Consider the following 15,634-nt stretch of genomic DNA (forward strand, 5'->3'; position numbering starts at 1 on the left):
TCGTAAGAAAGGCATGAGCCCAGTAGATTACCGGGTTCATGCCCTCAAGGCTGCCTAAGTAAATAAAGTGTCTAACTTTTTGGGTTCACTTCAAAAAAGCGGACTTTTTATTACATTAGGATTTACTTTGGTATAAATTAGTATAGAATACAATAGCCGTAAAGCAGTGAAGGAGGAAAGCGCAATGGATATTAACGAGATTTTTCACATTACGAAATTGGATGAATTCATCAACAATATAATAGAGCCAGTTATGTTGTACGACGAAAATGGAGTGCTTCTTTACAGTAATGAGAGTGGTGAAAATACAGCCAGAGTAGAACAATTGGTCAAAATAAGAAAGAAGTTAACTTTTAATGAACAGGTCATTTATTTTGAAACAGCAGAATTAAAGGAAGAAAAAGGAGATGCGTTTAAGTACATATATTCAAAAGAAGTGGAGACGATTTTGAATACGATTAACGATGGTATTTACATATCGGATAGCAAGGGGTTTACACTGCTGGTAAATGATAAATATGCTGAAATGACTGGTATAGCTAAAAATGAAGTAGAAGGAAGACATATATCAGAGTTAATATTCTCCGGTTATTTTGATAGTTCCGTCACGCTAGAGGTGCTCTCGAAAAAGTCCAAAGTCTCCTTACTTCAAAAAACGAAGGATCAGGAAAAAGTCTGGCTGGTGAATGGAAATCCTTTTCAAAATGAAAACGGGAACATAAAGATGATCATCAATTCAGTTTATGATATGACGGATTTGAATAATTTACGAGAAAATTTAAAAAGGCAAGAAAAAATCAATAACCATCAGCAGCAAGAAATAGATTTATTGAAGTCGAAAATAAAAGATGTACCTTATTTTATAGGGAACAGTCCGCAAATTAAAGAGATTAAAAAGAAAATATCGAAAATATCAGATATTGATTCAACAGTCTTGATTGTTGGGGAAACAGGCAGCGGTAAAAACGTCATTGCGAGGGCCATACATGAGTTGAGAAGTCATCAGTCTGGACCATTTATTGAAGTAAACTGCGGGGCCATTCCTGAACATTTAATGGAATCGGAGCTTTTCGGATATATAGAAGGTGCATTTACAGGTGCAGTGAAAGGTGGAAAAGCTGGATTGATTGAATCAGCAGATAAAGGAACTCTTTTTTTAGATGAAATAGGAGAGCTCCCACTTTCATTGCAAGTTAAGCTTCTCACTTTTTTACAGGATAAAAAAGTGAGAAGAGTGGGAGATGTGAAATACAGGACAGTGAATACGCGCGTTATAGCGGCTACAAATCGAAAATTAGAGGAATTGGTGGCAGAAAGAAAATTCAGAGAAGATCTATATTATCGGTTGTCCGTCGTGCCAGTTGTGATGCCCCCTTTGCGGAAATTAAAAGAAGATATTGAATTATTTACAGAATATTTTCTTCACAAATATAATATCCAATATAATAAAGGGATTTCCATCAATCCCAGCATCTTCTACTATTTAAATAATTACAATTGGCCAGGAAATGTACGGGAACTGCAACATTTGATTGAGCAGTTGGTTGTTTTGTCAGAGGAAGACGTGATTAATGTCGGAGATTTGCCGGAACATATTAAATACAACGTTAATCAGCCGAAAGTAAGTAAGCAGGGGTTGCAGGAAATCCTTGATGATATGGAAAAGGAGATTATAAAGAAACGGTGGAAAGAAATTCCGGATATAGGTTTATTGGCTAAAAGTTTTAACATCCACCGGACGACCTTAATGAGAAAAATAAATAAATTAAACATTACTCTCAAATGAAAAAGTGCAATGTTGCCTTAAGTGTGCAATATTGCACTTTTTTGTTTGAATTTTTAAAAAAATTATTCAGATATTGCCTATAGTCCTGTGAATATTGTTCTGCAAAAGGTTTGGCACAGAAATTGCATAAGTATTATGTTGAAGCTATACAAAAATAGCAAGGAGGAAAAAAACATGAATTTACAAGAAAAGAAGATGGATTTACAGGAGTTTGTAGAAAAGCATAATTTACCGGACCAAGCAATTGATGTGAATGATATTCCGTGGGTGCCGACTTTTGAAGAAGCAGATGGGGTTTGGTTTAAACCGATTCGATTTGATTTGACAACAGGTAATTGGATACATATTTCAAAATTCAAGGCAGGAAAAGGAAATGCTCGTCATCGTCATACAGGTGGTACAGTTTTTGCCTATACTCTTCAAGGCACTTGGCGTTATCTTGAAAGAGATTGGGTTGCAAAGCCGGGCACATTTGTTTACGAGCCACCCGGAGATGTTCACACGTTAACTGTTGATGAAGGGGAAGATATGATTACTCTTTTTTATTTAGGAGGAGTAATTGAGTATTTTGATGAAAACGGAAATGTGACTTTACAGGATGATGTTTTCTATCGTATGAAGAAATATCAGGAATACTGCGAGAAACACAATATTCCTATGAAAGACCTTACTTATTAATTAAAATGACGTACGGGCTGAATGACAGCCCGTATTCATTATTTAAAAAATTCTTACATTTTTTAGAGAGAAGGTAGCTGATTTATAAATCAATATGGAAACTTTTGAATTCCGGAGTATACTTCATTATGGTACCAAGGAACTTTAACATTATTCCGATTCGGAAGGGGAAATGATTGAATGCTAGAATTGAAAAATAAAATCGCTCTAATCACTGGCGGAACGGGAGACCTTGGCAAAAGCATGGCATTGGCTCTTGGGAAAGCAGGAGCCAATGTTATCATTACGGGAATTGACAGTGAGGATAAGATATCAGCAGTTAAGCGAGATTTCTTAAAAGAAAATCTTCCTGTCACATTTGAACACCTTGATGTTTCTAACGTTCACCAGATAGAATCCGTTGTAAAAAAGTATGAAGAAATTGATATTTTAATCAATTGTGCTGGTATTAACGTCCGAAGACCGATGGTTGATATTAGCGAACAAGATTGGGATAAAGTCATCAATATTAATTTAAAAGGCGTTTTCTTTACTTCGCAAATGGCAGCTAAACAAATGCTTAAAAGAAAACAAGGAAAAATTATTAATATGGCGTCACTAAGCAGCCACATAGGATTGCCGAATATGGGACCTTATTGTGCTTCTAAAGGAGGCGTGAATCAGCTGACAAAGGCGATGGCAGGGGAATGGGCACCTCATATTCAAGTAAATGCGATTGCGCCGGGTTATTTCGATACAGAGTTAACACAAGTTTTATTTCAGGATGAGGCTTGGAAAAACAAAATTCTTTCGCGTATTCCTACAGGGAGAACTGGGCAAGCAAAAGATTTGAATGGACTTGCTGTATTTTTATCATCAGATGCTTCTGACTATATTACTGGCCAAACAATATACGTGGATGGCGGTTGGACGGCTTCATAATCAAATAAAGGAGACATTATAATGAAAGCAATTGCAACTTCGATATTACCGGGTCAAATCACTATTGAAGAAAAAGAAAAGCCCATTTTAACAAAAGGGGAAGTGCTAATTGAAGTGGCTTATTGCGGCATTTGCGGTAGCGATATTCACGCGGCCAAACATTCTAAAGGCTATGAATTTGTAGAACGTGGCACGACATTAGGACACGAGATATCGGGCACAGTTGTAAAGGTTTTTGATGAAAAAGATGAACATTTGGTCAATAAAAAGGTGATCATCGAATCAATGCACTATTGTGGAGTATGTGAAAATTGCCAGTTAGGGCGCTATTCGATATGTTCCAATATTCAAGTGATTGGCCTTCATTTCAACGGAGGGATGACACAATTTGTAAAAGTGAAATCTGATTTTGTACAAGAAATCGATGCCCGATTGCCAATCGATATTGCCGCCTTAGCTGAGCCGATGTCCATCGCAGTCCACGCTGTAAAAAAAATAAATGAATTAGGAACCAGCAACACGGTTCTTGTCCAAGGTACTGGTATCATCGGCTATTTTATCGGATTAATATGCGCCCATAAAAAGGCCGACGTCATACTCTCCGGCCTGGAAAATGATTATGCTTACCGGCTGTCAAAAGCTGCTGTTTTTAAAATGAAACCTTTCATTGCAGATAAAGAGATTTTGGAAACAAAAGTAGACTACATTTTTGAATGTTCTGGATCATCGACGGCTTTGAAAAGTGGGTTCCGCTATCTAAAAAAAGGAGGGAAAATTGTTGTGGTGGCTCTGTATGAGCAGGAAACGACTTTATTTTTAAATGACCTGGTCCGCAATGAATGGCCTTTAATCACAAGTTATGGCTGTAATCCAGACGACTACCGTGACGCCAGTGAAATACTCATTCACTACAAAGAGGAATTAAGGAAAATTATTTCTTACTTTCCATTAATAGAAGCAGATCAGGCATTTAAAGAAAGCATGAATCAAAAAGTACTAAAGGCGGTTCTATACAAATAAGGCTAACGCTCATACATACTAGCGGAAAAGTATTAGTGACACCCTTCAAGGACTATATTAAACCTAGAGACATTCATGAATTTATCGTTATGAGAAAAAGAAAGGATTACATTATTTAATTTAGTGCCTTATACAATATTTGAATGATAATGTTTTTGAAAATCCGTTTCAATATTATTCCAACAATTTTCCCCTTTTGGGTATTAGTGTTAATTCGTTATATTATAGGAGGTTTAAATAAATTGAATAATCAAATGGATGAGTCTATTCGCAAAAAACAGGTTAGAAAAGCAGCAATTGCAAGCATTGTTGGCACGTCAATAGAATGGTATGATTTTTTTCTTTATGGAACAATGGCCGCATTAGTTTTTCCACAACTATTTTTCCCTGAATCTAATTCGTATATCGGTATTTTGCAATCGTTTACAACACTTTTTATTGGGTTCCTTGCTCGCCCTATTGGAGCTATCATTTTTGGTAATTATGGGGACCGAATCGGGCGAAAGGCAACGCTCGTTACCACTCTTCTACTGATGGGTATTAGTAGTACAATTATAGGCTTGTTGCCTACTTATGAAAACATTGGAATTTTCGCGTCGGTCTTACTGGTGTTATTGAGATTTGTCCAAGGAATCGGTGTTGGTGGTGAATGGGGAGGATCTGTTGTACTTTCCATAGAGTGGAGCTCTAAGAAACATAGAGGATTAATGGGAAGTATGACACAATTAGGTGTTCCTATCGGGCTTTTAGTATCCACTGCTGCTGTATCCCTTTGCATATTCTTTACGGGGGATAGCTTTGAGTCGTGGGGATGGAGAATTCCTTTTCTAATAAGCATTTTACTTGTAGGTGTTGGTCTCTGGATTCGTCTTGGTATAGAAGAGTCCCCGCAATTTTCGAAAATGAAAGAAGAAAACCTTGTAGCTAAACAACCTGTTTTAGAAGTTATTAAAGAACATCCGAAAACTATTATGCTAGCTGCCCTTTCTCGCTTGGGAGAGCAAGTACCTTTCTATATTTTCACAGCATTCATCATTTCTTATGGGACGGAACAAATTAATCTAGACAAACAATTTCTTACGAATGCCGTTTTACTTGTTGCAGTTGTATATCTTTTAGTTGTGCCTCTTTCTGCCCACTTATCAGATAAATTCGGCAGAAAAAAAATATACATTATTGGAATTAGCATTACGCTCATATTTGCTCTCCCTTACTTTTATCTTTTTAATACAGGTGTACCTTCCTTAATCATTCTGGCTATTGCAATTTCCGGCATAGGTCCTGGCATGGTGTATGGTCCACAAGCCGCACTAATTGCAGAAAATTTTCCACTTCATCTCCGTTATAGTGGATCGTCAATAGCATATCAATTGGCTTCTATTATTGGAGGAGGAATTGCTCCTATGATCTCCCTTTTTCTCTTGCACGAATTCGGCAGTTCAACATCGATTAGTCTTTACATCATTCTTTGTTGTATTATTGCCATTATTTCTGTTTCACAATTTAAAGGGGCAGGACAGATGCAACAGGATAATCATATAGTAAACCGGATAATATAATCAGAGGTGAATTTTTAGAATTTTTAAAATTATAAAGTGTTATTGGTATTGATTGTGAAATGAGAAGTTACGTATTAGTTAACTATACAGAAGTGAAGAGTGTCTGGTGAACATGGACTAAGTCCTCCAACTCTTCCATTTTATATAAAATCATTTTAGTAAGAGGTGAGACGTGTACGGAACGTGTGACAACGTTTATACACGTCTTTTTTTGTAGCAGACTAACAAACCACTTTACCCTCTTATATTTAACCAAATGGCATAAGGGAGACACCTTCTTTTTTAAAGTGGTCCATATACACATGTCTAGTTAGGTACTAATAAAATTCCTTGATTTAAAAAGTAGAAAAAGTGCTAGGACATGTAAGTTATGTCTAGGGACATTTAAAATTCAGAAAATTATAATAAGTTTATCAAAGTAAAAAAGAGGAGGTTATAGTCAAAAGAAAATATTCAACCTATTACGTTAGCAGTACGTAGGCTCCTTGCCAGCTAGTTGAGCAACAAACTTCCAATGGAAGGAAACAAGGATACGCCCCATCGCTTCATGGAGGTGACTTTTAAAAAATGGAAAGAAGGTGTGTCCCATAAAAGCATTAAAAGGGGAATTAATCGCCGAGTTTATTGGCTGCTTTATTCTGATTTTCTTTGGTGCTGGCTGTGTCGCTGCTCTTGTCTTAAATGAAGCCCAATACACGATTTGGGGAATAGCGGTGAGTTTGGCTCTTTATTTAACCGCAGCGATTTCGGGAGCGCACATTAACCTAGCGGTCACCTTATCGCTCGCCATTTATCACAAGTTCTCTTTGGCCAAGGTAATCCCTTATATGTTTGCACAAATAGCAGGTACCTTTAAGGGGCTGCCTTAGTCTATGGGCTCTATCACAATGGTTTTCTTCACTATGAAGCCACAAACGAAATCATTCGTGGGAGTGCAGAAAGTCAACCTTTAGCAAGTATCTTTTCTACCTTCCCTGCCCCCTATCTCAATCATTTTCAAGCGGCATTAGTTGAGATGACCATGACTGCTTTTTTAATCGCCGCTCTATTTGCCTTTATTGATGAACGAAATTCATTTGCTCCTTCAAAAGCATTCTTTCCATTAGCCGTAGGGCTGGTTGTCGCAGCACTCGGTGGGGTTCCTTTGGTACGTTAACTGGGGGTATTGAATCCAGCACGAGATTTTGGTCCTAAATTATTTTCCGCGCTTGTTGGCTGTGGACCTATCGATTTCCCGAAATTAAAGGCTATTTTTGGGTACCTATAATCGCATCTATGGTCGGGGCGATTATAGGGGAGGGACTGTATCACTCTCCCATTGGAAAGTATCTACCTTCTAAAGACACTGCCTCTCTGAAAATAGTAAGCACTCAGGAAGAAATTGCTGCTTCTTGGGAAACACATTAATCTTAAAAAATTATCTAACCAAATAATGATAGAAAGAGGGATATTTCTTATGCTGCGTTCAAAACGATTTGAGATTTTAGAAGAAAGACCCGTGAATAAAGATGGATTTGTAAAAGAATGGCCAGAAATGGGATTTGTTGCAATGACAGGTCCTAATGATCCGAAGCCTTCTATCAAAGTAGAAAATGGCACGATTGTAGAATTGGATGAAAAAAGACGAGAAGACTTCGATATGCTCGACCAGTTTATTGCCGATTATACGATTGATGCAAGCGTAACGGAAAAAATCATGGCTCTTGACAGCTTGGAAATTGCCCGAAAACTTGTGGATATTAATGTCCCTCGTTCAGAAATCGTAGAGCTGTCAAAAGGACTCACGCCAGCAAAAGTGTTGGAAGTACTTAATCATATGAATGTCGTGGAAATGATGATGGCTTTACAAAAGATGAGGGCAAGAAAAACGCCGTCCAACCAATGTCATGTCACGAACGTGCGTGATAATCCTGTCCTCATGGCGGCGGATGCTGCAGAAGCGGGAGTTTACGGATTTGATGAACAGGAAACAACTGTTGGAATTGTTCGTTATGCCCCCTTCAATGCGTTAGCATTACTCGTCGGTTCCCAAACCGCAAGAGGAGGAATCTTAACACAGGATTCATTAGAAGAAGCGACAGAACTTCGTTTAGCCATGCTTGGATTAACGTCTTACGCTGAAACCATTTCAATTTATGGTACAGAATCTGTGTTCATGGATGGAGATGATACCCCATGGTCTAAATCATTTTTAGCCTCTGCATATGCTTCACGCGGTGCTAAAATGCGCTTTACATCAGGTACAGGTTCAGAAGTGCAAATGGCCGGAGCAGAAGGAAAATCCATGCTTTATTTAGAAATTCGCTGCGTGATGATGGCCAAGGGAGCAGGCGTGCAAGGGCTACAAAATGGTTCCATTAGTTGTATTGGTATACCAGCCTCTGTACCGAGCGGAATCCGCGCCGTCTTAGCAGAAAATTTGGCGACTACCTTGTTTGATATGGAAGTAGCATCAGGAAACGACCAAACGTTTTCCCATTCGGAAATCCGACGTAGCGCTAAAATGCTGTGCCAAATGCTACCTGGTACAGATTTTATCTTTGCTGGATTTAGTGCTGTACCGAATAACGAGGATATGTTTGCAGGATCAAATATGGATTCCAGCGATCTGGATGATTACTTGATTCTTCAGCGCGACATGATGGTGGACGGCGGTTTAAAACCAGTAAGCGAAGAAGAGGTAATCAAAGTCCGTTATCAATCGGCGAAAGCGTTGCAAGCTATTTTTGATGAGCTAGGATTCCCGGTCATTACAGATGAAGAAGTGGAAGCTGCCACTTATGCCAACAGTAGCGAAGATATGCCGACAAGAAACGTGGTAGAGGACTTAAAGTCGGCCGAGCAGATTTTACAGGATGGGATTTCAGGATTTGACATCGCGCTTATTTTAGCGAAACGCGGATATCGACAAACAGCTGAGCGGATTTTCGATTTGTTAAAACAAAGGGTTGCTGGTGACTATTTGCATACATCAGCCATTATCAATAAGGATAATGTGGTGATAAGTGCGGTCAATGATGAAAATGACTATAAAGGACCTGGAACGGGCTATCGCCTTAGTCCGGAAAGATGGGAAGAAATCAAAAACATTCGTCAAGCTATCAGTCCGAAAGACTTTGATTAAAGGAGGGAGCAAACATGACGGTACCAACGTTTTCTATTGAAATGAAATTAACAGAAATTAGGACGCCAGCGAAAGGAACGAATGCAAGAGAAGTGATAGTAGCCATAGGCCCAGCTTTTGGAAAAGAGATGAATAAAACAATCGTGAAAGTTGATCACGCTTTGGTTCTGCGTGAGATCCTATCTGGAATTGAAGAGCAGGGAGCCGTTCCTCGGGTGATTCGTAGCTTGCGAACAGCTGACTTAGCTTTTATGGCGCATGGAGCAGCCCAAATAAGTGGTTCAGGTATCAGCATTGGCTTGCAGTCGAGGGGAACGATTGTTATCCACCAGCGCGATTTGGATCCGCTAAGTAATCTTGAATTATTCCCTCAATCTCCAGTCATTACGTTAGACATGTACCGGGAGATTGGACGGAATGCTGCCATGTATGCGTTAGGGGAAAGCCCTAATCCAGTACTGGTAGTAAATGACGAAATGACACGTCCTAAATATCAGGCGGCAGCTGCCTTGCTTTATTTAAAAGAGTGTCAGTCACTGGTTCCAGAACAGAAGCCAGTTGAATTGAAAGCCGAATTTTTCATAAAAGAATAGGGGGATGAACATGGAGAATACAATGAAAGAAAAAATAGAATTTCTAACAAAAGAAGACTATCCACTAGGTTCAAAAAGGCCGGATTTATTGTTTACACCTAGAGAACAGGCTTACAACGATTTAACATTGGATGCTGCTTTAAAAGGAGAGATAACAGGAGACGATTTACGTATCAGCCCCAAAACGCTTGAAATGCATGCAAACATTAGTGAAAGTTTAGGAAGAACACAACTCGCGAAAAATTTTCGCCGAGCAGCTGAAATGATCAAAATATCTGATGCCCGTATACTAGAAATCTATAATGCTTTGCGCCCGAACCGTTCTACGAAAGAAGAGCTTTTAGCGATTGCCGATGAATTAGAAGAAGAATACGAAGCGACAGAAAACGCAGAATTAATCCGTGAAGCGGCAAATGTGTACGAAAGACGCGGAAGATTAAAGAAGAATGAGGACTAAAGGTGTGGTCAAAAAAATTTTAGCCGGTGTAGATATCGGCAATTCATCCACTGAAGTGGCAATCGCGTGTGTGGAGGAGGACCATGCTTATTTTCTTTCCCAACATTTAGTCAAAACTACGGGTATTAAAGGAACGACTGATAATGTGAAGGGCATCCGTCTTGCTTTGCAGGAAGCGGTCAAAAAAGCAGATATTGAGTTGAAGGATATTGATCTTATCAGATTGAATGATGCTGTGCCAGTCATTGGCGATTTGGCGATGGATCTTATTAGCGAAACGATTATCACGGAATCGTCCATGATTGGCCATAATCCGGATACCCCAGGCGGAGCCGGTTTAGGTGTTGGGACAACGGTTTTAATCGATCAATTGTTGAACGTCGAAGAAAAAGAGCAGGATTATATCGCCGTGATCCCTAATTTATTTGATTATGAATGGGTGGCTCACCGTCTAAATCAGGCAAAAAGCGTAGGAATTTCTGTTACCGGGGCAATTGTACAAAAGGATGATGGGGTGCTAATACACAATCGACTGTACAAAAAAATTCCTATCGTCGATGAGGTTGCGTTAATTGAAAAAGTTCCTCTTTTAAAGTTGGCCGCGATTGAAGTTGCTTTACCAGGTCATGTCATTCGAACATTAAGTAATCCATACGGGCTCTCTACTGTCTTTCAGTTGGATCCGGAGCAGACGATACAAATTGCTTTAGTCGCTAAAGCATTAGTTGGCAACCGTTCGGCCGTAGTAATCCGGACACCGAAGGGGGAAGTCGTTGAACGGAAAATAGAAGCGGGACGATTCATGTTAATAGGGACAAACAACCGACAGCTAGAAGTATCCATTAACGATGGGGCAGAATCCATTATGAAAAAGTATGAAAAACTGGAAACGCTGATAGACGTCAAGGGAGAAACAGGAACTAATGTCGGAGGGATGTTTAACGGGCTCCGTCATGATTTAGCTCAACTCACCGGACAATTACCCCTTGAAATTACCATCTCAGATCTTCTAGCGGTTGATGCGGTAATCCCGACCTCCATTAGCGGTTCCATGGCGGGTGAGCTTTCCATGGAAAGTGGCGTCGCATTAGCCTCCATGGTCAAAACAGATAAAGTGCCTGTCCAAAAAGTGGCTTCTTTATTGGAAAAAGAAATGGGCATCGAGGTTGAAGTGGGAGGAGTTGAAGCGGAAATGGCCATCCGCGGGGCCTTAACGACTCCCGGCACGAGAAAACCAATGGTCATTCTCGATATGGGCGGTGGCTCAACCGATGCTGCCATGATGAATGAATCCGGCAACATCATCTCAAGCCACTTGGCTGGTGCAGGAGACATGGTAACGATGCTGATTAATTCTGAACTCGCATTGGGAGACAAGGAACTAGCTGAAAAAATAAAAAAATTCCCTTTAGGAAAAGTGCTGAGCTTGTTCCATATGCAACTAGAAGACGGAACAATGTTATTTTCTGAAGAGCCTTTTCCTCCGTACACCTTCGGAAAAGTAGTCATTCGGGAAGAAAAAGATCTCACGCCATTATCAACCAAGGTATCCATGGAAAAGGTCAGGGAAATACGCCGCAGCGCCAAGCGAAGAGTATTTTTAACGAATGCTCTGCGTGCGCTTAAGCGAGTAATCCCAACAGGCAATTTAAAACACTTGTCCTTTGTTGTCATGGTGGGGGGATCGGCACTTGACTTTGAAATTCCACAAATGTTGACAGAAGAACTAGGTAAGTATGGTATTGTTGCCGGTTTTGCCAATATTCGCGGTACAGAAGGCCCGAGAAATGCGGTGGCAACCGGTTTGGTCTTATCCTCTATCAGACATGAGGTATTCAAATGAATAAACGAGACGTATACATTACAATTTTATACAACAGCGCACTTTCCCCTAGACAAATTCAAGAAGTGTGTGCGGGCTTGGAAGAAGAAGGGGTTCCATTCTTACTTCAAGAGGGGAACAAAGCAAGTAGTTTTATAGAACTAGGGTGGGAAGCAGCATCTATATCCCCTTTGCAAGTTGGTATAGGCATTGAACAAAATGGCGATTTATGTTTACATCACGAAAAATTGAAACCAGAAGAACCCTATTTACAGGACAGCCTTCAAAACGGGCGAAGATTAGGAAAGAACGCGGCTCGTCTAATCAAAGGCTTACCCTTAATCTTTTTAATAGGAAAGGATGAAAAATATGGAGCAGATTAATTTAGAATTAGCAAAAAAGCTAATTGAGGGTGCTGAAAAGGTAGCAAACGAAATCGAAGTCCCTATGGTCATTAGCGTTGTGGATGAAGGAGGGAACTTCATAGCATGCCATCGAATGGATGATGCTTTATTGGTCAGTGTGGATATTGCCCAAAACAAAGCCTGGACTTCAGTAGCAATGAAAATGCCCACAGCAGACTTAGCTCAGGCAGCCGGAATGGGAAAAGAACTTTACGGTATTAATACAACCAATAATGGACGGGTTGTCGTGTTCGGCGGAGGCATTCCTTTACGCAAAAAAGGCCGAATTATTGGGGCAATTGGCGTAAGCGGCGGCTCGGTCGAGGAGGATATACGAGTAGCCCAAGCGGCTGTTAATGTGCTGAATGATATAGAATTAACTTCTAGTCTCATCAGATAGGGTCCGTATGGTATTCATTGGAGGTCTACCTGCCATCCAGTTAATATAGCCATGTTAATATCCTGGGAGCCACTATTCAATCTGTTTGGTTCCAAGGATATCATCTGTTTGATGAAAGTTAAATTGGTTAGTATGTTTAAAATGAAAGACAAAATAAAGAGATTGCAAAAAATGAAGATTTACACAAAATCCGGTGATAAAGTTGAAATAATATCCTTGTATATGGAAATAGAATGTAAAAATGCATCTATTTCTGTAGAAGCTTAAGGAACGTGTGGTGAAGCTAATTCCATGATTGGATTAGCTCTTTCGTTGTATTGGCCCGTTATGTGCATTACCATCACTTTATCGAAGGAGACAATATACTTTTTAGCTAGAGAGGAATAAGCTATAATGATAGGTATAAATGTTACAAAAAGTGTAAATTTCACAATATAAAGTAAATTGACAAGGAGGTACATGGTGAATGCATTTACATTACGGAGCATTGTGAATGTTGAGACTCTTCAGGAAATCCAGGAGCGATTTTCCGATGTGACTGGTTTGGGGGTCATCATTGCAGATGATCAAGGAGTGCCTGTCACCAGTCCAACTAATTTTACAAATTTTTGCAAACACATGCGTTCCTCACAGGAAGGAATGCGATGCTGTGTATGGTCTGATAAAAAGGTGGGACTGATTGCGGCTAAACAAGCAAAGCCAATCCCCCATTATTGCCATTCTGGTCTAGTTGATATAGCTGCTCCTATTGTTCTTAACGATAAACACCTTGGATCTGTTTTGTGTGGCCAGGTGTTACTAGAAGATCAAGATGAAAAGCAGTTGGACAATATTCGAGAGAAAACAAAACACTTGCCAATTGATCAAGAACTCCTCCAACTTTATTTTGAGAATATTGAATTTACAAGTCAAAAAAAGATCGAAGCATCAACAGAAATGCTGCAGCTTGTTGCCAATTATATCGTCAAATTGGGCGCTAATAACCTTGTACAAGAAGAGCTAAATGAGAAGAATCAAAAACTAATGGAAGAGATAAAGGTTCGTTCCAGACTGGAGAAACTCCTTCAGGAAACACAATTAAAGGTATTGCAATCACAGATTAATCCGCACTTTTTATTTAACACTTTGAACACCATTTCACGACTTGCCTATTTAGAGAATGCGGAACAGACACAAAATGTGACGTACTCGCTAGCTAAAATCATGAGATACAGCCTGCGAAATATAGACCAGCTTGTTTCATTAAGGGAAGAACTGGATTACACAAGAAATTACTTGAATATTCAACAATCTCGTTTCCGTAATCAAATTCATTACGAAGAGATTATAGACTTTGATACAGAAGCCATAAAAATGCCCATTCTTTCTATCCAGCCTATAATTGAAAACGCTATCATTCACGGATTTGAGCCACAGGATAGTAAAGTGGTTATTAATATTCACGGATTTTTAGTAGATAACCACGTGGTGTTAGAAATTTCTGATACAGGAGTGGGGATGACGGAAGAAAAAGTAGCCTCTATTTTTTCACATTCAGGAGTGGGAAAAAACAGTCATACCACAGGAATTGGGATGAATAACGTACAAAAACGAATTCAATATTATTTTGGAGAAGAGTACGGGATTACAGCCATTGAAAGTCAACCAGAATTTGGTACAACGGTGCGGCTCGTCCTTCCAAATTCAGGAGGAGTTTTGTATTGAATGTGATGATAGTGGATGATGAACCATTAGAACGGGAAGTATTAACGATGATGATTAATAGAGAAAACCTCGCAATAAGCCACTTATTTGAAGCTAAAAATGGAGCGGATGCTGTAGACCTGGCGAAGCAAAATCGTATGGATATCGTTCTAATGGATATTAAAATGCCTATTATGGATGGCTTGGCAGCAGCGGAAATAATCAAAAACGATGTTCCAGACTGTCGCATCATTTTCCTTACAGCGTATGATGAGTGTGACTTAGCCAACCGAACGAGTAAATTGGAAGCAGATGATTATTTATTAAAACCAGCTCATCAGAATGAGATCAGACAAACATTAATTAAATATATACCGGTGGTAAAAAGCCCGGCTCCACCCTCTTTAAAAGCATCATGCACGCATGACGATGTTGTAACCATTATAGAATATATAGAAAACCATCTTCATTTAGATTTAAACTTAGACACATTATCTAGGTTAGTTTACCTTAACGGTCAGTACCTCAGCAGACTGTTTAAACAAGAAACGGGCTGCACTATCACTCACTATATAACGTCCCGTCGGCTGGAAAAAGCTAAACAGCATCTTAGCTACAGTAGGGAAACTGTAATGGAAATAAGCGAGAAATGCGGATTTACCGATTCCAATTATTTTGCTAGGGTGTTCAAAAAATACGAAGGAATCACACCTACGCAATTTCAGCAGAAATCTCTTTTGTCAAGAAAGAAACGAATCAATACATTCAATAATTTTGTGATGTAAAGTAGATTTTTTGCAATGAAACACAAGAAAGAGCTGAATTACCAGGAGGCACACCGGCTGGATCGTCAGCTGGTGCGTTCACTCATGGAGAAAAAAACATCCATTTTCTCGATTTAGAGCAGGCATCGAGCCTTCATTGGCAGGAGAGGGGAAGATTTCTTTCTTGCTTAATTTATCTTTGCGTAAAATATCTATTTTACGAATAAATAGACATAGGAATGAATGTTTGGTATAATCTACATATAATAATTTAGGGAGCGTGTCTTATGTATACAGAAATGTTTCAAACCATTCAAGATACTCTCATAAAAAAATAGATCCCGTTTTCATTATTATCTTTGGTTCTTATGCCAAAAACTCTACACATAAAGACAGTGATATCGATATTGCTTTCTACAGTGA

16 protein-coding genes are annotated in these 15,634 nt (G+C 39.3%); all 16 read left to right on the plus strand.

Translation table 11 applies throughout. The features are described 5' to 3' along the window. The first annotated feature begins 184 nt into the window (after positions 1-184). Positions 185-1,786, plus strand: coding sequence for a sigma-54 interaction domain-containing protein (locus ACQKFG_RS27890; protein ID WP_427564320.1), 1,602 nt, complete (start codon positions 185-187; stop codon positions 1,784-1,786). 174 nt (positions 1,787-1,960) lie between these two features. After that, positions 1,961-2,464 (plus strand): 2,4'-dihydroxyacetophenone dioxygenase family protein, encoded by a 504-nt coding sequence (locus ACQKFG_RS27895; RefSeq protein WP_244645383.1) that lies wholly within the window; start codon positions 1,961-1,963, stop codon positions 2,462-2,464. Positions 2,465-2,644: 180 nt separating this feature from the next. Continuing rightward, positions 2,645-3,385 carry an SDR family NAD(P)-dependent oxidoreductase gene (locus ACQKFG_RS27900; RefSeq protein ID WP_427564323.1) on the plus strand — a complete coding sequence of 247 codons (741 nt, stop codon included), beginning with the start codon at positions 2,645-2,647 and terminating at the stop codon, positions 3,383-3,385. A 21-nt stretch (positions 3,386-3,406) separates the two neighbouring features. Continuing rightward, on the plus strand, positions 3,407-4,405 hold the full coding sequence (locus ACQKFG_RS27905) for a zinc-dependent alcohol dehydrogenase (protein ID WP_427564325.1): 999 nt from the start codon (positions 3,407-3,409) through the stop codon (positions 4,403-4,405). A gap of 242 nt (positions 4,406-4,647) precedes the next feature. Continuing rightward, a complete protein-coding gene (locus ACQKFG_RS27910; RefSeq protein WP_427564327.1) occupies positions 4,648-5,964 on the plus strand; it encodes an MFS transporter in 1,317 nt (438 codons plus the stop codon). 578 nt (positions 5,965-6,542) lie between these two features. Beyond that, positions 6,543-6,833: an aquaporin gene (locus tag ACQKFG_RS27915; protein ID WP_427564329.1), complete on the plus strand. Its 291-nt coding sequence runs from the start codon at positions 6,543-6,545 to the stop codon at positions 6,831-6,833. A gap of 53 nt (positions 6,834-6,886) precedes the next feature. Beyond that, positions 6,887-7,120: an aquaporin gene (locus ACQKFG_RS27920; RefSeq protein ID WP_427564341.1), complete on the plus strand. Its 234-nt coding sequence runs from the start codon at positions 6,887-6,889 to the stop codon at positions 7,118-7,120. Positions 7,121-7,423: 303 nt separating this feature from the next. Further along, the gene (locus ACQKFG_RS27925; RefSeq protein WP_427564343.1) at positions 7,424-9,088 is read left to right on the plus strand and encodes a propanediol/glycerol family dehydratase large subunit; all 1,665 of its coding nucleotides are present in this window, start codon (positions 7,424-7,426) and stop codon (positions 9,086-9,088) included. A 14-nt stretch (positions 9,089-9,102) separates the two neighbouring features. Continuing rightward, positions 9,103-9,681: a propanediol/glycerol family dehydratase medium subunit gene (locus ACQKFG_RS27930; RefSeq protein ID WP_427564331.1), complete on the plus strand. Its 579-nt coding sequence runs from the start codon at positions 9,103-9,105 to the stop codon at positions 9,679-9,681. A 10-nt stretch (positions 9,682-9,691) separates the two neighbouring features. After that, positions 9,692-10,138 (plus strand): diol dehydratase small subunit, encoded by a 447-nt coding sequence (locus tag ACQKFG_RS27935; protein WP_427564333.1) that lies wholly within the window; start codon positions 9,692-9,694, stop codon positions 10,136-10,138. A 4-nt stretch (positions 10,139-10,142) separates the two neighbouring features. Further along, complete coding sequence (locus ACQKFG_RS27940) at positions 10,143-11,981, plus strand: diol dehydratase reactivase subunit alpha (protein WP_427564335.1); 1,839 nt, start codon at positions 10,143-10,145, stop codon at positions 11,979-11,981. Continuing rightward, positions 11,978-12,343 (plus strand): glycerol dehydratase reactivase beta/small subunit family protein, encoded by a 366-nt coding sequence (locus tag ACQKFG_RS27945; RefSeq protein WP_095394189.1) that lies wholly within the window; start codon positions 11,978-11,980, stop codon positions 12,341-12,343. The genes ACQKFG_RS27940 and ACQKFG_RS27945 overlap by 4 nt, the downstream gene beginning before the upstream one ends. Next, the gene (locus tag ACQKFG_RS27950; RefSeq protein WP_427564337.1) at positions 12,330-12,764 is read left to right on the plus strand and encodes a GlcG/HbpS family heme-binding protein; all 435 of its coding nucleotides are present in this window, start codon (positions 12,330-12,332) and stop codon (positions 12,762-12,764) included. The genes ACQKFG_RS27945 and ACQKFG_RS27950 overlap by 14 nt, the downstream gene beginning before the upstream one ends. A gap of 462 nt (positions 12,765-13,226) precedes the next feature. Beyond that, positions 13,227-14,468 (plus strand): sensor histidine kinase, encoded by a 1,242-nt coding sequence (locus ACQKFG_RS27955; protein ID WP_427564339.1) that lies wholly within the window; start codon positions 13,227-13,229, stop codon positions 14,466-14,468. 5 nt (positions 14,469-14,473) lie between these two features. Then, positions 14,474-15,232, plus strand: coding sequence for a response regulator transcription factor (locus ACQKFG_RS27960; protein ID WP_427564345.1), 759 nt, complete (start codon positions 14,474-14,476; stop codon positions 15,230-15,232). Positions 15,233-15,491: 259 nt separating this feature from the next. Further along, positions 15,492-15,634: nucleotidyltransferase domain-containing protein (locus ACQKFG_RS27965; protein ID WP_427564347.1), on the plus strand; the 143-nt coding region annotated here is incomplete at its 3' end.

Source organism: Peribacillus sp. NPDC076916 (genome assembly GCF_050269675.1).
GTDB classification, from domain to species: Bacteria; Bacillota; Bacilli; order Bacillales; family DSM-1321; genus Peribacillus; species Peribacillus aracenensis.